The sequence below is a fragment of the Paenibacillus sp. GYB003 genome, from assembly GCF_036577625.1.
Classification (GTDB): domain Bacteria; phylum Bacillota; class Bacilli; order Paenibacillales; family NBRC-103111; genus Paenibacillus_AB.
The window spans coordinates 1-17,246 of the sequence record NZ_JARBDC010000032.1 but is presented as its reverse complement, the minus strand read 5'-3'; the positions used below and the strand labels follow the sequence as shown (position 1 = coordinate 17,246).

Sequence of the window (17,246 nt, the reverse complement as noted above, 5' to 3'; positions counted from 1 at the left end):
CGGGATGGAGGTGGATGATTCCGTATTCGGTTGATCTGGTTTCCGGTTGATGTGTACCGGATTCGTTTCGACCTTGATCGTTATAAGAAGTTCGATCGTTACAAGGAGGAGATGCAAATTGAAAAAAACGGTTGCCGCATGTTTGATCGGCATGCTGGCGTTCGGCGGCGCGGCCCAGACGGCCGCGGCGGACCCGGCGGCGGGCGGGGGGCTCGTGCAGGCGGCTTCGGCGCTTGCGGGCAAATCGTACGGCGAGCCCGAAGATCTCGGCGTCATGGTACAGAGCGTGTCGACGATCGATACCGCATACGGCGTCGAGGACGGGGTCCCGGTCCTGTATACGACGTCGAGCGGCACTCCCGCCGTATTCAACGTTGTCGATCTTCGCCAAAACAAGCTGCTGCGCTCGTTTCCGCTGAACGGAGCCGGCTCGGTATGGACGCATAAAACGGACGCGTCCGGCAACGTGTACATAGGCGGAACCGGCAAGCTGTACCGGTATTCGCCCGGGACGAAGACGGTTGCCGATCTCGGCGCCGTTACGCCCGGAGCGAAGGCGATTTACGGGTTGAGCACGGACGAGGCGGGCAATGTATATGGCGGCGTTTACCCGGGAGCGACTGTCTTCAAGTACGACCCCGCGACCGGGACGTTCAGCGATTACGGCACCGTGCAGCCGGGCCAGGATTACGTCCGCTCGTTGGCGTACGGGTACGGCAGCCTGTATGCGGGAATCGGCTCCGCCGGCTCGCTCGTCAAGCTCGACCCGGCCACGGGAACGAAGACGGCCGTGCCGTTTCCGGATTTGCCCGGGTACGACTCGAGCAATCCCGGCTTCGTGTACGACTTGAATACGGCCGGCCGTTATTTATTCGTTCATCTCAGCGCGCAAAACGTGCTGCTCGTCTACGATATGGAAGCCGGGACGTGGCTTTCGACGCTGATCGGAAACTACAGAGGGCTGTACACGTCCCCGGAAATGGACGGAAAGACGTATTTCGTCGCGGACGGCCGTGTAAAATCGTTCGACTTGTCGACGCACGCTATCGCCGACACCGGCATCGCGTTCGGCACGTATTTCCGCAGCTCCGGATGGGTCGAGCTGGCGGGCGACCCCGATTTTCCGGGCAAAAGCCTCGTCACGATCCAGTTCAGCGGCCAGCCGTTCGTCATGAATTTTACGACAGGCAAAAGCAAATCGCTCCCCGCCGTCGTCGAAGGCCAACCGATCGCGATTCAATCGCTCGAGCGGGGCAGCGACGACAAGCTGTACGTTACCGGGTACATGGGGACGCAAGGCGCGCAGCTCGATCCGGCCACGGGCGCCAAAACGCTGTTTAACATCGGACAGGCGGAAGGGATGGTTTCGGCCGGAACTCATATGTATTTCGGCGTTTACCCGGGCGCGGTCATCCACGACATGGATTTGACGAAGCCGCCGCAGACGAACGCGAACCCGCGCGTCGCGTACGACCTCGGCGACGGTCAGGACCGCCCGTTCGCGATGACGATCGGCGGGGACAAGCTGATCGCCGGGACGATTCCGACGTACGGGGAGCTCGGCGGAGCGGTGGCGATCATGGATTTGCCGCTGAACGGCGCCGCTTCGCCGCGGCTGTACCGGAATGTCGTGCAGGATCAAAGCGTGATCGGGCTCGCCTACCAAAACGGCAAAATATACGGCTCGACCTCGGTCTGGGGCGGACTCGGCATCGAACCGACGCAGGCGGAGGCGAAAATGTTCGTCATGGACGCGGCCACCGGTCAAAAGCTGTCCGAGTTTACGCCGCAGCTTCCCGGAGCGGTCAAGCCGAAGGCGATCGGCGGGCTGGCGTTCGGCCCGGACCGTTTGCTGTGGGGAGCGGCGTACGGCACCGTTTTCGTGCTCGATCCGGCGACGCTGACCGTCGTCAAAAGCAAGGAAATCGTCCCGACGAACTGGAATTTCGACCATTTGTGGCGGCCGGTTTATTTGAAATGGAGCGCCGACGGCCTTCTGTATACGACGCTCGGAGGGACGATTGTCGTCGTCGATCCGGCGACGCTCGAGCATCGGACGATCGCGCAAAGCGGGATTATGACGCTCGGCGCGGACGGGCACGTATATTACACGGACGGAGCCCGCTTGAAGCGCATTCGCGTCGGGGACGCGCCTCCGCAGCAATGGTGGGACGTCGGGCTTCCGCTCGCCAACCCCGGCTTCGAGCAGCCGGCGGCGCCGGGCTCGGGCGTGCCCGGCTGGGAGCCGTTTTTCGCCAATTCGACGTCCAGAGTCGGGTATGCCGTATACGGCGACCGGTATTATTCGGGCTCGAACAGCCTGCGGCTGACCGATACGGCGACGAACGAAGGCGTGGCGCTGCTGAGCAGTCCCGCGCCGGTGCGTCCGGGCGTGGAGTATACGGCCGGCGTCAAGCTGTACATCGAGACGGGCAGAACGAGCCTGGCGCTGCGCTTTTACGACGCTTCCGGCAAGCAGGTCGGCGAGCAGGCCGCGCACGTTCAGACCGGGCTCGGGAAGTGGCAGGACGTAACCGTCAAAGCGGCGGCTCCGGCCGGGGCGGCAACGGCGCGCGTCATGCTGTCGTGTTCGGTGCTGTGGACGACGAAGGCGTATTACGACGACGCGCGTCTGACGTACCGCAGCCCGGTCGCGCCGCCGACCGTCGTCTCGCCGACCGGGCCGGTTGCGACGAACGAGGCGAATCCGACCGTCACGGTTCGTTCGGCGGCCGGGACGACCGTCTTCGTCATGAACGGCGGCGAGACGGTCGGCTCGGGAGCGGGCGCAGGCGACGAGCCGGTCGCGATCGCGCTGACGGCGCTGGCGGAAGGCCGCTATGACGGCTTGACGGTCGTGGCCGCCGACGGGCGGGGCAACCGCAGCGTTCCGGTGAAGCTGCCGGTCGTAACGGTCGACCGGACGGCGCCGGACGCTCCGGTCGTCGTAAGCCCGACAAGGCCGCAATCGTCGCCGGACCGGCAGCCGACCGTCATGATCCGGGCGGAGGCGGGAGCGACGATCCGGGTTATGGAAGGCGATCGCGAGGTCGGCCGAGGCGTCGGCCTCGGCGGCGAGCCGACGGCGATCGCGCTCGATTTGCAAGGCGTGGGCGTCCATAAAACGGCCGCCTACGCGACCGATTCCGCCGGCAACCGCAGCGGCTTCGTGGAGCTGCCGCACTTGATCGTGAACAACGGGCAAGGCGGCGACCGGTAATAGCGGGCATGCAAAAGTCCGTCCGAACGCGATCGTTCGGGCGGCTTTTCATTTGCCGGCAATCCTTTGCTTCCACGAAGCGTTCGGGCGCTTCCCGGCAACAGAGCGGTTCCGGCGAGCGGCTGACGAATCGTACTATTCTTATTGGCGGCAAAACGACCGTTTTGCCATTTTAACGAATCCGGGTAGCGTTATCGGGCCGAAAGCGGAAGAAAACGATCCGATTTGCCGCGAATAACGATACTGTGGTTCGTTCCCCGTTCAAACCTCCGCATTTTGGCTCCGATAACGATTGTACGTTTCGTTAGCCGTATGTCCGAGCGCGCCGGCGGATGGGGCTGCGCGTCAAACGACCGCTGTGCATTTTCTGCAGCGGCTGTTCCGCGTCATCCATGATGCCGATCGCCGGCGCTGAGTTTGTTTGCGCCCATTTTATACCAATCGCTTCACTCCCGAAAAGCGCCTGCCGCAGCCGAAAGCTTTACGGACAACGAAACGCAGACGGGGAGACGAATCGAATGAAGAAAAGATGGATGACGATCGCTTTGTCCGGCGTGGCCGGCCTTTCGCTTATGACCAATATCGCTCTCGCTTCCGGCGCGGTCAAGGTGGAGCTGGACGTCGTGCCGTTCCGCTGGATCGTCGGCGGCAGCACGTACAGCTCGGAGACGCCGTACAAAGACGGGGAGCTCAGCCTGCCGTCGAGCCTCAACTATATGGGGACGACTTATGTGCCGATCCGTCTCGCCGCCCAGTCGCTCGGGTATAACGTGCAGTGGAACGATTTGACGAAAACGGCGATTTTGACGTCGGAAAACGAAGACGATCCGATGGCCGATCAGCCGGACTCGAACGGCAACTATCCGAATTACAAATACGTTCCCGCGCAAGGAGACGCGCCCGCGTGGGAGAAAAAGGCCGACGCGATCATTTCGCTCGGCATGACGTATATGGGGACTCCCTACGACTTCGGGGCGAAACTCGGCCAAACCGAGACGTTCGACTGCTCCTCGTTCATGAACCACATATTCGGCAAAAACGGCGTCAAGCTGCCGCGCAACTCCCGCGAGCAGAGCGAAATCGGCGCCGAAACGGGTTTGGACCAAATCCGCAAAGGGGATCTGATCTTCTTCACGACGCCGAAGCGGAAAGACAAGTCGGGCGTCGAGCGGATCGGCCATGTCGCCGTCTATTTGGGCGACAACAAAATTTTGCATACGTACCGGACCGGCATCGGGGTCGTCGTTTCCGAGCTGGACGACCGCTGGAAGGGGCGGATCGTCAAGGTGAAGCGCGTCATTTCTTGATGTAGCGGGCGATTCGTTTCAGGCGATGCCGCCCGCTTATCCCGATCGGGCGGACCGAATTCGACCGATAGGCGCCGCTCCGGCCGTCCGCCCCGTCCCGCCCGGACCGAGGCTCGGGCAAAAACTGAATGACGCTCGCTTGCGTATCCTGTAATAAAGAGGGGGTACGGCCGGAAACCGGCATCCGCGAATCTTTTTGAAACGAGGAGGGCAAGCGATGGAACGGGATCGGAGCAAGCGAAACGGGGCGCTCGGCAAAAAGCTGCTGCGGCTGCACGCGTGGAACGGATGGCTCGTGCTGCTGCTGGCGGTTACGGGAATCGTGCTGTTCGTGCCGGCGCTGCGGGGCGACTTCGGCGTCGTCCGCGTGGCGCTCAAGCAGTCGCATATCGTTCTCGGCCTCGTCTCGGCCGTCGTCGTCGCGTTGTACATACCGGCGATGGGTAGACATTTGAAGCAGCTGCGGGGCAAAAGGCGGCAGCAGTGGAATTTGGCCGTCGTGCTCGCTTTGCTTGCCGGCTGGATCGTCTCCGGGAACGTGCTGTGGCAGTTTCGGTCGCTTCCTCCGGCGCTGACGAACGCGGCGCTTTGGACGCACGATCTGCTGACGTGGGTCGGCGTGCCGTACGCGGCGTTTCACGCGGTCACCCGCAGCCGCTGGCTTCGCGTCAAAACGCCCGGGGCGGGAGCGAAGGAGCGCGGCGGCGCCGTTCGCGCCGCAGAGCCGCTGCCGGTCGTGCCGATACGCGTCCGTCTCGGCCGGGCGGGCGGCTGGCTGCGCGATACGGTGTATACGCGGCGCGCTTTTTTGACATGGGCGTTCGCCGGGCTGCTGCTCGCGCTCGTCGGGCCGAAATTCGCCAGATGGCTGTTTTCCGGCGCGGGGACCGGCACGCTGTCGCCGGGGGCTCCGATCGTCGACGACAACCGGATGATTCCGGCCCCGACGCCGCTGGCCGAATCGCTTCAGCCGATCGGAGGCGGGGGCAAGGGAGAGTTTCGCATTTACACGGTCGTGGACATGCCGCATTTCGTGTCGGAATCGTGGAAGTTTTGGCTGAACGGGCTCGTCGACAAGCCGCAGGAGTGGAGTTGGGAGCAGTTTCTGGCCATCCCGCGTAAGGCGCAGGTGAGCGACTTCCACTGCGTCACCGGCTGGTCGGTCTACAGCACGACGTGGGAAGGGATTCCGCTGAAGGAGCTGCTTCAGCTGGCCGACGTGAAAAGCGCCGCGAAATACGTCAAATTTTACTCGGGCGACGGCGTATATACGGACAGCTTGACGATGGAGCAGGCGCTGCTGGACGACGTCATGGTCGCGGTGCTGATGGACGGCAAGCCGATCGTCCGCGACTTGGGAGGCCCGGTCCGCCTGATCGTGCCGAAAATGTACGCCTACAAGTCGGTCAAATGGCTGCAGCGGATCGAACTGATCGCGGAGGAGCATACCGGCTTCTGGGGCCGCAACGGGTATGATCAGCACGCCTGGGTGCCGGGCAAAAAGCCGAAAGGCGTTTCGATCTGACCGGGGAGGGGCCGGGTGAAGGCAAATAGCGCTCGAAGGAGCGCTATCCGCCCCGAGCCGTCGCAGGGAAGGCGGGGATAGCGCTCCAAAGCGCACCATCGCCGACGGTACGCCGTCCAATTGTACAAATTCGCCGTTTCGTGGTATTCTCTTACTGAATTTTTGTCCACTTTCATACAAGGAGAAGAGAACGATGAACGGACGCATACCGTCTCCTTTTTACATTCAAAATTCGAGCGAAACGACGTTGGTCGGGGATATTTTGTTTCCGTTCGCATACGACGAGCTGCTGTGCCGCAAAATCGGCGAAGGGGCGCCGCCGTTCGTCCATATTTGGCGGCACGAGAAAGCGGTCGTGCTCGGGCTGCGCGACCGGCGGCTGCCGAACGTGGAGCAGGCGATGGAGTGGCTGCGCCTGCACGGCTACGCGGTCGGCGTGCGCAATTCCGGCGGGGCGGTCGTTTCGCTCGATCCGGGCGTCGTCAACGTGTCGATCGTCATGCCGAACCCGAGCGGGCGGCTGGAGTTCAAGGAAGATTTCGAGCTGATGTATGCGCTCATCCGCGAAAGCTTCGCGAAGCTCGGCCTGGAAGCGGCCAAAGGGGAAGTGCGCGGCTCGTATTGCCCGGGCGAATACGATGTCAGCGTCAACGGCCGCAAAATATGCGGCATCTCGCAGCGGCGGCAGACGAAGGCGTATATCGTGAACGCGTTTATCGCCGCCGAAGGGCATGCGTACCGCCGCGGCGAGCTGGTCCGCTCCTTTTATGAAGTCGCGACCGGCGGCAATGCCGAAGCGGACGTGCCGCGCATCGAGCCGGAGACGATGGCGACGCTTGCCGAAGTGGGCGGCCACGGCGCGACCGTACGGACGTTCGTCCAGGCGCTGATCGAGACGCTGACGTCCTGGGGCGGCACGGTAGGCCGCCATCCGGACAAGCCGTCGATGCAGGAGCTGGAGCGGATGGCCGCGACGCTGCGCGGCCGCTACGACCGGCGCGACGGCGGGCAGGACGAATAAAAGGCAAGGTGCGCCGCAAGCCCCCCGGGCATACGGCGCACCTTTTGTTTCGGCCTGCGAACGCGCGGGGTCATGCTTCCGGCGAGGTCGATCCCCGCACAAGCAGCTCGGCCTCCAGCAGCTTGCTTTCCGCCGGCTCGCCGCGCAGCGACTCGACCATCGTGCGCACGGCCGACACGGCCGCCTCGGGGCGGGGATAATGCAGCGTCGTCACCGTCGGCGTCGTTTGCAGCGTCATCAGGATATTTTCGCAGCCCGCGATCGCCAGATGCCCGGGGACGGCAACGCCCGCCTCCCGGCATGCCGTCAGCATCCCGATCGCCATCAAATCGGAGGCCGCCACAAACGCCGTATAACGGTCGCTCCGACCGTTTTTCAGATAATCGGCCGTCGTCTGCTTCGCATGCTCGAGCCTCCCCCTGCCGCTGAGAAAATCGTCCGGGTCGCAGGGCAGGCTTTCCGCTTCCATCGCCCGGATAAACGCCAGCCTTCTCGCCTCGTGCGCATGCGCCGGGCTGAAGTTGGCCATAAATCCGATGCGCCGGTGTCCCGCCCGCTTCAAATGCCGGATCAGCTTGCGCATCGAGCCGGTCCAGTCGATATCGACGTACGCCGTAATCGGTCCGGCTTCCACGGGCTTCATGATGGAGACGACCGGGATGTTGATCTTGTGCAGCGCCTCGAGCGTTTCCGGACGGAGACTTTGCCCGAGCAGGAACACCCCGTCGATCCGACCGGGAAAAAAATGGCTCAGCTGCTCCTCCTGCTCCGGCCGGTACGTTTGGAAATTGACGAAATAGCCGAAGGTTCTCGCTTCTTCCTCGATATGGTTCAAAATACCGGCTTCGAACGGATCGCCCAAATAATTGACGAATACGGTCAAATGGTCCGTTTTTTTCGTTTTTAACGTTCGGGCCGCATAGCTGGGCTTGTAGTCCAGCTCCCGAATCGCGTCCAGCACCTTTTGGCGCGTGGCGTCGCTCACGCCCGATTTATTGTTGAGGACATACGAAACGGCCGCCACGGATACTCCCGCCCTGCGGGCGACTTCTTCACGAGTTGTCATTGCGTCCTCCCGTCGTCGTTCGGCTTCTTTCCCTGTATTGTACAAGAAACGCAAACGCCGGACAACACGCCGATTTACACGAGTAAGTAAAAGCCGATTCGCAATCGCGAGCAAACCGGAGAAAAACGGCGGTTCGAACGGAGGAACGGTCCGAAACGGCGTTTTGCAGCGGTCGATAAATCGGCTATACTGCAAATGAACTTACACGAGTAAGCGGAAAGGGGAAGCGACCATTTTGAGCAAACTTGCAAAAACGGAGCGGCGGAGCTACAGCGGCATTTATCCGCATCTGAGCTGGACGAACGGGACGGAAGAAGCCGGCGCCTGGGAATGCGGAGCCGGTGCCGTCGTGGCGTGGGCCGGAAAGCTGTGGTATTTGACATATCCGCCGCACAGTTACAGCGGCAGCCACGACAAGCTGTACTCGCTGGACGACGATTTGAACGCCGCGGCGCATCCGCTCAGCGTAGGCGGCACGCACGCGAGCCGAATGATTCACGCCGAATCGAAGCAGCTTATTATCGGCCCTTACTTTATCGACGAAGCCGGGAACGTGCGGGTCGTGCCGCCCGAGAAGATGAAGGGACGGCTGACGGGAGTGGCGCGGCATTTGCAGGATCCGGCGAACAAAGTGATTTTTTACACGATGGAATCCGGGCTGTATGAAGTGGACGTCCATTCGCTCGACGTGCGCGTCTGGTTCGCCGATCCGAACGGAACGAAGGAGGACCTCAGGCTGCTGCCGGGCAAGCACGGAAAAGGCGCGTACAGCGGGCAAGGGCGGCTCGTCGTTTCCAACAACGGGAACGGCGGCGTTCTCGCCGAATGGACCGGCGAAGGCGATCCGGGGCAGTCGCGCAATTGGACGATCGTCGACGCGAACAAGTATACGGAAATAACCGGGCCGGGAGGCTTGTACGGCTCCCCGGACGAGACGTCCCCGCTCTGGGCGCTCGGCTGGGACGACAAATCCGTGCTGCTGAACGTTTGCCTGGACGGCAAGTGGAAGCGGTTCCGTTTGCCGATGGGAAGCTACACGCACAGCGCCGACGACGGCTGGTTTACGGAATGGCCGCGCATTCGCAGCGTCGGCGACAGATGGCTGATGGACATGTTCGGCATGCTGTACGAATTTCCGCCGACGTTCGGCGCAGCCGGCACGGCGGGCATACGGCCGATCGCCGTCCATCATAAAATGATCGTCGATTTCGAGCGATGGAACGGGGGGATCGTTTTCGGCTGCAACGACGCCTCGATCCAGGGGAACGAGCTGCTCGGGCGATGCCAGTCCAACCTGCTGTTCGCGTCCGCGGACGAGCTGGGGCAGATGGGCAAACCTGCCGGATGGGGCGGCGTTTGGGCGGAGGAGCCCGTCCGCGCGGAGGAGCGGTCCGAACCGTTCCTGTTCGCCGGCTTCGACCGGCGGGTCGTTCATTTGTCGCACCGGGAGGGGCGCCCGGTACGGTTCCGCATCGAAACGGACAACGACGGAAGCGGCCGCTGGACGACGCATCGGACGATCGACGTACCCGAGAGCGGCTATGCGTTCTATCTATTCCCGGCCGACCTGGCCGCCGAATGGGTCCGCATCGCTGCGGAAAGCTCCGTTTCTTCCGCATCCGCCGCATTCGCCTACGGTCCGGCCGAGGGGAACGCCGCCGATCCGCACATGACGAGCCGGCTCGCCGACGCCGGAACGAGCGTCGGACGCAGCGACGCCGTCGTGTACGCCTCGGCCGATATGAGCTTGCCGCTGCACGTGGCGGCCGCGCGCTTGGACGAACGGGGCCGCATCGTCGAGACCGGGTTCTACGAAGTGCAGGGCGACATGACGTTCCGCCAAAAGAACGACGACGCGGCGATGGCCGCGCTGACGGGCCGGCTCGCTCCCGTTTGCGACTTCGATGTCGACGCCGCCTCGGTCGTCGTCACCGATCCGTCCGGCAACCGGTACCGGCTTCCGAAAGGTCACGACGATTTCGACCGGCCCTCCGCATTCGGCCCAAGGCGCGGCATTCGCGAGGTCGTGACGGAGCGCAAGCTGATGAACGTTCACGGCTCGTTCTACGAGCTGCCGGACGAACGGTCGGGCGGCTTTCGCAAAATGCAGCCCGTCTGCACGCATAACAAGCTCATTTACGATTTTTGCTCGTGGCGCGGCATGCTCGTTTTATCCGGCTTGCCGGCGGACGGCGAGCCGGACGGTCATACGATCGTTTCGGAGGACGGAGCGGTGCGGCTATGGCTGGGCAATGTCGACGATTTGCGCAAATTCGGCCGTCCGGCAGGGCGAGGCGGGCCGTGGGAGCGGACGGAGGTAGAGGCCGGCGTTCCGTCGGACCCTTACTTGATGGCCGGGTATTCGGACAAATACGTCGAGCTGAGCCATAATTCGCCGGATGCGGCGCGTTTCACGATCGAGGTCGATTTTGCGGCCAGCGGCGTTTGGTCGCGCTACGAAACGGTGACGGTGCAGCCGAACGAAACGTTCAAGCTGACGTTTCCGGCCGGCTATTCGGCGCATTGGGTTCGGGTCATAGCCGACCGGAGCATGCGGGCGACGGCGATTTTCACGTATCGATAAGGGGAAGGAAACGGAAAAAGGCCGCTTTCGACTCGGATCGAAAGCGGCCGGCGACATAGCCGGACGGGATCCGCGAACCAAAGATAAACGTGAAAACGCTTCATATCCGGTTGCACCGGCTTCGATAACCATTTTGCAAGGAGGGTCAACCATGAACAAAAGCGCTTTATTCATAGGGATGGCGATGATGGCGGCCGTCGCGGCCGGATGCGGCAAAACGGACGGCGGGGCGGGCGCGGACGAAAAACATGGCGTCCCCGCAATCAGCAGCGAGCCGGTTACGCTGACGGCGGCGATCGACGGCATAAGCGTCCACGAACGGCTGCAGGAGCTGATCGTGCAGCAATTGCAGCAGAAGCATCCGAATATAACGCTGAAAATTTATCAGCCGGTAAAAGGGACGACGCTGAACGAGCTGATCGTCGCCGGAGAGACGCCGGACATCATTCTCACGTTCAACGGCAATTTGCTGTCGTACCGGGACCGGGATTTGCTTTACGACATGTCGCCGCTGCTGAAAACGCATAACGTCGATTTGAACCGGTTCGACGCAGGCATCATTCGCGACATCCGCATCGCGTCGTTGAAGGACGAAATTTACGCGCTGCCGTTCAGCCTGAACTTCCATGCGCTCTACTACAACAAAGACTTGTTCGATAAATTCGGCGTCCCTTACCCGCAGGACGGAATGAACTGGGATCAAACATTGGATTTGGCGAAGCGGGTGACGAGAAACGAAGGCGGCGTTCAATACCGCGGCCTGGATACGGGGAACGGCGTCCTTTGGATCGCGCAGCCGTTGTCGGCGGCCGCCGTGGATCCGATCAAGGAGAAGGCGTCCGTCAATACCGAGGATTGGAAAAAGGTGTTCAATCTGGTGAAAGCGATTTATTCGATCCCGGGCAACGACCGAAAAGGGGATGCGTTTCTGAACGACAAAACGCTCGCCATGCAGCTTCAGCTGAACATGCTGAGCGCAATGGAGAAGCCGACGGCGGAAGGCTTGAACTGGGACATCGCCCAATACCCGAGCTATCCGGAGCGGCCGAATACGTACGGCAACGCGAGCGTGCAGGCGATGGCGATCACGAAGTCGAGCAAATATAAAGATCAGGCGATGCAAGTGATCAACATGGTGACGTCGAACGAATTTCAAATGATCAGCTCGAAAAAGGGCTGGATGCCGGCCGTCAACAATCCCGACGTTCAGAAGGCGTTCGGATCGGACGTTCCTTACTTGAGCGGCAAAAGGCTGGCGAGCATTTTCAAAAGCAAGCCGGTGCAGTACCCGGTTTCCTCGCAATTCCGCTCGAAAGCGGAAGCCATCCTGCAAAATCATTTCAACCAGTTTCTCGAAAACCAGATGGACGTCAATACGGCGCTTGCCAAAGCGGAGGAAGAAATCAACAAAATGATTGCCGAAAGCGGAAAGTGAAGCGATTACCCGCGAATCGGCACGAAAAAAGCCGCACCGCCCGAAAACAACCGGGAACGAGGCGGCGTATTTTTATCGTTACGGAAAATCTAAGTCCGTTGAAAATATTAAGCGAACGCGACTTTCCGTACCAAGAACAAGCTGCCGCCGGAACACGAATGCGCATCATCGACAGGCTTCGACGGAAGCATTTCTTATTTCGACACCGGTACGGCGTTCAGCACGTATTCCTCCAGCGTCAGTCCTTTGTCCGCGATGTCCTTGGCCGCTTTCGCGCCGACGTAGCGAAGATGCCATGGCTCGTACTGATAGCCGGTGATCGATTCCTTCCCTTTCGGATAGCGGACGATGAACCCGTGCTCGTCGGCGTGCTCGGCGAGCCATTTCGCTTCCTTCGTGCCCGCGAAGCAGTCGGAAGCGGCGCATTTGCCGTCGGTGCCCGAGACGTCCATCGCCAGACCGGTCTGATGCTCGCTGTGCCCGGGAACGGCGCTATACATGCGCGCGGCTTCCTCGCCGTCCTTCTTCACGTAATTGTCGAACAGCGATTTTTGCGTCGCCTGCGACCGGAAGCCGGACACGCCGGCGAGCGCGATGCCGTCCTTTTTGGCGGCGGCTACAAGCTTTTCAAGCGCGCCGGCCGCTTCTTTGCGCATAAGCCGCTTCTCGCTTTTTTCCTTGAAAATAAACGGGATGTCCGGCTCGACCAAATCGTCCGGCTTGTAGTTGTCGGGCAGCTTGTACGTTTTGTTGACCAGCACGGCGATATCGGCCGGCTTGCCGACGACCTGCACCGTTTTGCCGTCGGGCGCGTTCGTTCCGCCGCCCGCCTTCGTTCCGCCGGGTGCCGCCGCGCCGCCCGTTTTGCCGTTCGCTTCGCCCGGTCCGGATTTGCCCGCGTCCCCTGTGCCGGCCGCATTGCCGGAAGGGGGAGCCTGCGTTCCGGATTTGTCGCCGGACGGCTGGCCCGTCTGTCCGCCGCCCGCCGTATTGCCTGGTGCTGTATTGCCGGGCGTCGGTTGGCTTGTCGCCGTCCCGGTATCGGCCGGCGGCTTCGCGTCCGCCGGCGCCGCGCCGCCGCCCCCGCATGCCGCAAGCGCAAACAAGCTGCCGGCCAATGCGACGGCGGCGGCCGTATGCCTCATCGTTTTCATATCGGTATAAGTCCTCCTGACAATGACGATAACGTTTTATAACATAACAGACGTTCGGTATCGGCGAAAAGTTACAGCCGCCCGACTTCGAAGGGCGGCGGGAACCGGGGCCGTTTCGGGAGCGGCCCCGGCCGTTTTAGCCGAAAAACAGTTTGAGCGCGCCCGGCAGCTCCTTCTGCCAAAAGCCCCATAGATGCTTGCCGTCTTTCTCCTCGTACACGAGATCGGCATCGCGGGATTCCAGCAGCTCGCGCGTCCGCCGGTTTTCCTCCAAAAAATCGAACGTCCCGCGCGACGTTTCGACGGCGGTTTCCTGCAGCCCGACGAGCATATACAGCTGCAGCCACGACAAATCGTCTTCCTCCGCGATGCGCTCCCGGCTGCTCGGGAAAAAAGCGCCGGACAGCGACAGCACGCGCCGGAACAGCTCCGGGTAATCGAGCGCGATATGCAGCGATACGGTTCCGCCGAGCGAATCGCCGGCGATGACGCGCGAAGCCGCGTCTTTTCTGGCGGGGTACCGCGCTTCGACGTACGGCACGAGCTCCTCGGCGAAAAATCGGCAGTATGTACGGAATCGCGAGCCTTCCGGCGAATATTCGTCGTTCCGCAGCTTCTTGTCGACGTCGACCCCGACGATCAAGGCGGGCTCCAGCCCTTCGTCCAATATAAGCTTCGTCATGTGCGTGGCGGTGCGGCCGAAATTAAAAAAATCTTCTCCGTCCTGGCAGTACAGCACCGGGTAAGAAAGCAGCTCGTTATAGCCGGGCGGAAGGTATATTTTCACATTCCGGGTTTCGTTCAATACGGCGGAAGGAACATCCTCCTTCACGATCGTTCGTTTCGTATAGCGGGTGTCGTCCATGCAGCGGGTTCGCCTCCGGTTGAATTTGCTTCGATACGTGTAAAATAATTATAACAGCGATAGGGAAGAAAAAGAAAAGCAAGCGGGCGCGGCCGTCTCCGGCGGCGTTTTTCGGCTTGCCGGCTACTAGCCCGCGGCGCCCGTTCCGGGCCGGCCCGGAACGAAAAAGTTTGCGGTACGGTGTAGATTTTTGTTGAACTGTACTATATAATGAAAGTGCTCTGTTACATATGATGCTGCTCGCAAAGCAAGCGATGCTAAGCCGAGGAACAGTCGTTGTTATGAAACAGAGTGAGACTTATACTATAACAGTTAGCTACTCTGTATAACAAGATAGGCAAAAACATGTAGAGGTGAAAAAAGCGATGAGCAAGCCATTGTCCGAAGTTCGGATCGACGAAATCAAGCCGTTGTCGGTTCTTTCTCCGAGCGGCGAGATCGTAAATCCCGAAGCTCTGCCGAACTTGCAAGGCGATCAACTGAAGGAACTGATGCGCCGCATGGTGTTCACCCGCACGTGGGACCAGCGCGCCGTCAGTTTGAGCCGTCAAGGAAGGCTCGGATTTTTCGCGCCGGTATCCGGTCAGGAAGCTTCCATGATCGGCAGCGAATTCGCGCTCGACAAAGAAGATTGGGTTTGCCCGGGCTACCGCGACATGCCGCAGCTCGTTTGGCACGGACTGCCGCTGTATCAGGCGTTCCTGTATTCCCGCGGCCATCAGCACGGCGGACAAATTCCCGAGGGCGTCAATGTGCTGCTCCCGCAAATCATCATCGGCGCGCAAATCGTACAAGCTCCGGGCGTGGCGATGGGTCTGAAGCGCCGCGGCAAAGCGAATATCGCGATCGCCTACACGGGCGACGGCGGCAGCTCGCAGGGCGATTTTTACGAAGGCATGAATTTCGCCGGCGCGTTCAAGCTGCCCTGCGTCTTTTTCGTGCAAAATAACGGCTACGCCATTTCGACGCCGCGCGCCAAGCAGACGATGGCCGAAACGATCGCGCAAAAAGCGGTCGCAGCCGGCATTCGCGGCGTGCAAGTCGACGGGATGGACGTCCTCGCGGTGTACAAGGCGGTATCCGAGGCGCGCGCTCACGCGCTGGAAGGTTTGCCGACGCTGATCGAAGCGATCACGTACCGGTTCGGCCCGCACTCGATGTCGGGCGACGATCCGTCGAAATACAGAACGAAGGAAGAGTCCGGCGATTGGGAGCTGCGCGATCCGCTCGTCCGGTTCCGCACCTATTTGACCGGCAAAGGCTTGTGGAGCGAAGAGGAAGAAAACAAAGTGATCGAGGAAGCGAAGGAGCACGTGAACGAGCAGATCAAAAAAGCCGAAGAAACGGCGAAAATGACCGTTCCCGGCCTGATCGACACGATGTTCGAAACGACTCCGGCGCATTTGGAAGAGCAAAAAGCATGGTTCGCGGGCAAGGGGGGCAAGTAAGTCATGGCACAGCTTACGATGGTTCAAGCAATTAACGATGCGATGAAGGTGGAGCTTCAGCGCGATCCGAACGTCATGATTTTCGGGGAAGACGTCGGCCATGTCGGGGGCGTATTCCGCGCCACCGAAGGGCTGCAGAAGGAATTCGGAGAAGATCGCGTGTTCGATACGCCGCTCGCCGAATCCGGTATCGGCGGTTTGGCCGTAGGTTTGTGCACGCAAGGCTTCCGTCCGATTATGGAAGTGCAGTTTATCGGCTTTATTTTCGAAGTGATGGACTCGATCGTCGCGCAAGCCGCTCGTCTGCGCTGGCGCTCCGGCGGCCGTTACAACGCGCCGATGGTCATCCGCACGCCGTTCGGCGGCGGCGTCAAAGCGGCCGAGCTGCACACGGACAGCCTCGAAGGCATGCTCGTGCAAACGCCGGGCATCAAGGTCGTCATTCCGTCGAACCCGTACGACGCGAAAGGGCTGCTCATCTCGGCGATTCGCGACAACGATCCGGTCTTTTTCATGGAGCATTTGAAGCTGTACCGCGCATTCCGGGCCGAAGTTCCGGAAGGCGAATACACGGTGCCGATCGGCAAGGCGAACGTCGTCCGCGAAGGGAAGGACGTTACGATTTTGACGTACGGCGCGATGGTCCATACGTCGCTGAAGGCGGCCGAAGACATCGAGAAATCGCAGGGCGTTTCGGTCGAAGTGATCGACCTGCGGACGCTCATGCCGCTCGATATCGAGACGATCGTCGAGTCGATCAAGAAGACGAACCGCGCCATCGTCGTTCAGGAAGCGCAGAAGACGGCCGGCATCGCCGCCGAAGTGATCGCGCAGGTGAACGAAAAGGCGATTTTGCACCTGGAAGCGCCGGTGCTGCGCGTGGCCGCGCCGGACACCGTTTACGCGTTCGGGCAAATCGAAGACGAATGGCTGCCTACGCCGGCCCGCGTCATCGACGGCATCAACCAGGTGTTGAATTTCTGATATCGTTTACGGCTCCGGCGGCGCGATTCACGGAACCCGATTCCGTCATCGGCCTGCCCGGAACCGTTTATCCATTTGTTCATGGAACCGGGTTTCCGCTAATTGCGCGACGTCGCCGCCTGCCGGCGCGAAAATCGGCCGATAGCGGAATAAAGTTTCGCAACTGATGGACAATAGAGGGGAATTCCGGTCATAGCGGAAACAGCCCGTTATCGCTTCGAACCATTGCCCCGGCATTTCGATTTCGGGCCCAGGAGGCCGCGAACGGCATGCGCGCGGGCGATCCGACAGGAGGCATCATTATGGCGATCTGGCAATTCAGACTTCCGGAGCTCGGCGAAGGTCTTCACGAAGGCGAAATCGTGAAATGGCACGTCAAGCCCGGCGATGACATAAAAGAAGATCAAATCATTATGGACGTGCAAAACGACAAGGCGGTCGTCGAGGTGCCGTCCCCGGTAACCGGCAAAATCGTCGAGCTGAAAGTCGCCGAAGGCACCGTGTCGCACGTCGGCGATCCGCTCGCGGTCATCGACGTCGTCGGCGAAATTCCGCCGGAGTCGATTCATCACGGCGGCGGCGGCGACGCCCCGGCGGCGGCCGAGCCCGCGGCTGCACCGGCGCCCGCAGCTCCGGC

The 17,246-nt window shown here is 61.2% G+C and carries 12 protein-coding genes; 9 read left to right on the top strand and 3 right to left on the bottom strand.

The features are described 5' to 3' along the window. Positions 1–118: 118 nt before the first annotated feature. The 4 genes from PV407_RS10895 (at position 119) to PV407_RS10880 (ending at position 7,073) form a co-directional block, all read left to right on the top strand. Positions 119–3,220 carry a hypothetical protein gene (locus PV407_RS10895; protein ID WP_332089945.1) on the top strand — a complete coding sequence of 1,034 codons (3,102 nt, stop codon included), beginning with the start codon at positions 119–121 and terminating at the stop codon, positions 3,218–3,220. A gap of 518 nt (positions 3,221–3,738) precedes the next feature. Beyond that, on the top strand, positions 3,739–4,527 hold the full coding sequence (locus PV407_RS10890; RefSeq protein WP_332089944.1) for a C40 family peptidase: 789 nt from the start codon (positions 3,739–3,741) through the stop codon (positions 4,525–4,527). Between the two features lie 217 nt (positions 4,528–4,744). After that, positions 4,745–6,052: a molybdopterin-dependent oxidoreductase gene (locus tag PV407_RS10885; RefSeq protein WP_332089943.1), complete on the top strand. Its 1,308-nt coding sequence runs from the start codon at positions 4,745–4,747 to the stop codon at positions 6,050–6,052. Between the two features lie 193 nt (positions 6,053–6,245). Next, on the top strand, positions 6,246–7,073 hold the full coding sequence (locus PV407_RS10880) for a lipoate--protein ligase family protein (RefSeq protein WP_332089942.1): 828 nt from the start codon (positions 6,246–6,248) through the stop codon (positions 7,071–7,073). Positions 7,074–7,143: 70 nt separating this feature from the next. Here the strand turns inward: PV407_RS10880 and PV407_RS10875 are convergent, their stop codons facing one another. After that, the gene (locus PV407_RS10875) at positions 7,144–8,139 is read right to left on the bottom strand and encodes a LacI family DNA-binding transcriptional regulator (RefSeq protein ID WP_332089941.1); all 996 of its coding nucleotides are present in this window, start codon (positions 8,137–8,139) and stop codon (positions 7,144–7,146) included. Between the two features lie 235 nt (positions 8,140–8,374). Between PV407_RS10875 and PV407_RS10870 the strand changes: the two genes are divergently transcribed. Both PV407_RS10870 and PV407_RS10865 read left to right on the top strand, forming a co-directional pair. After that, entirely contained in the window at positions 8,375–10,723 is a 2,349-nt protein-coding gene (locus tag PV407_RS10870) for a hypothetical protein (protein WP_332089940.1), read from the top strand. Between the two features lie 151 nt (positions 10,724–10,874). After that, on the top strand, positions 10,875–12,158 hold the full coding sequence (locus PV407_RS10865; RefSeq protein ID WP_332089939.1) for an ABC transporter substrate-binding protein: 1,284 nt from the start codon (positions 10,875–10,877) through the stop codon (positions 12,156–12,158). A gap of 194 nt (positions 12,159–12,352) precedes the next feature. On the opposite strand, the gene PV407_RS10860 is transcribed toward PV407_RS10865, so the two are convergent. Next, the gene (locus tag PV407_RS10860) at positions 12,353–13,312 is read right to left on the bottom strand and encodes a M15 family metallopeptidase (protein WP_332089938.1); all 960 of its coding nucleotides are present in this window, start codon (positions 13,310–13,312) and stop codon (positions 12,353–12,355) included. Positions 13,313–13,448: 136 nt separating this feature from the next. Further along, entirely contained in the window at positions 13,449–14,177 is a 729-nt protein-coding gene (locus PV407_RS10855) for an alpha/beta hydrolase (RefSeq protein ID WP_332089937.1), read from the bottom strand. Positions 14,178–14,542: 365 nt separating this feature from the next. Here PV407_RS10855 and pdhA point away from each other — a divergent pair, with 365 nt between their 5' ends. The 3 genes from pdhA to PV407_RS10840 form a co-directional block, all read left to right on the top strand. Next, on the top strand, positions 14,543–15,625 hold the full coding sequence (gene pdhA / locus PV407_RS10850; RefSeq protein WP_332089936.1) for a pyruvate dehydrogenase (acetyl-transferring) E1 component subunit alpha: 1,083 nt from the start codon (positions 14,543–14,545) through the stop codon (positions 15,623–15,625). 3 nt (positions 15,626–15,628) lie between these two features. Then, on the top strand, positions 15,629–16,609 hold the full coding sequence (locus tag PV407_RS10845) for an alpha-ketoacid dehydrogenase subunit beta (RefSeq protein WP_332089935.1): 981 nt from the start codon (positions 15,629–15,631) through the stop codon (positions 16,607–16,609). 302 nt (positions 16,610–16,911) lie between these two features. After that, the coding region (locus PV407_RS10840) for a biotin/lipoyl-containing protein (protein ID WP_332089934.1) at positions 16,912–17,246 on the top strand (335 nt) is incomplete at its 3' end.

Bases quoted from the DNA above. Each gene is read 5' to 3' on its own strand.
- PV407_RS10890 (WP_332089944.1), top strand. From the start codon at position 3,739: ATGAAGAAAAGATGGATGACGATCGCTTTGTCCGGCGTGGCCGGCCTT.
- PV407_RS10885 (WP_332089943.1), top strand. From the start codon at position 4,745: ATGGAACGGGATCGGAGCAAGCGAAACGGGGCGCTCGGCAAAAAGCTG.
- PV407_RS10880 (WP_332089942.1), top strand. From the start codon at position 6,246: ATGAACGGACGCATACCGTCTCCTTTTTACATTCAAAATTCGAGCGAA.
- PV407_RS10875 (WP_332089941.1), bottom strand. From the start codon at position 8,139: ATGACAACTCGTGAAGAAGTCGCCCGCAGGGCGGGAGTATCCGTGGCG.
- PV407_RS10865 (WP_332089939.1), top strand. From the start codon at position 10,875: ATGAACAAAAGCGCTTTATTCATAGGGATGGCGATGATGGCGGCCGTC.
- PV407_RS10860 (WP_332089938.1), bottom strand. From the start codon at position 13,312: ATGAAAACGATGAGGCATACGGCCGCCGCCGTCGCATTGGCCGGCAGC.
- PV407_RS10855 (WP_332089937.1), bottom strand. From the start codon at position 14,177: ATGGACGACACCCGCTATACGAAACGAACGATCGTGAAGGAGGATGTT.
- pdhA (WP_332089936.1), top strand. From the start codon at position 14,543: ATGAGCAAGCCATTGTCCGAAGTTCGGATCGACGAAATCAAGCCGTTG.
- PV407_RS10845 (WP_332089935.1), top strand. From the start codon at position 15,629: ATGGCACAGCTTACGATGGTTCAAGCAATTAACGATGCGATGAAGGTG.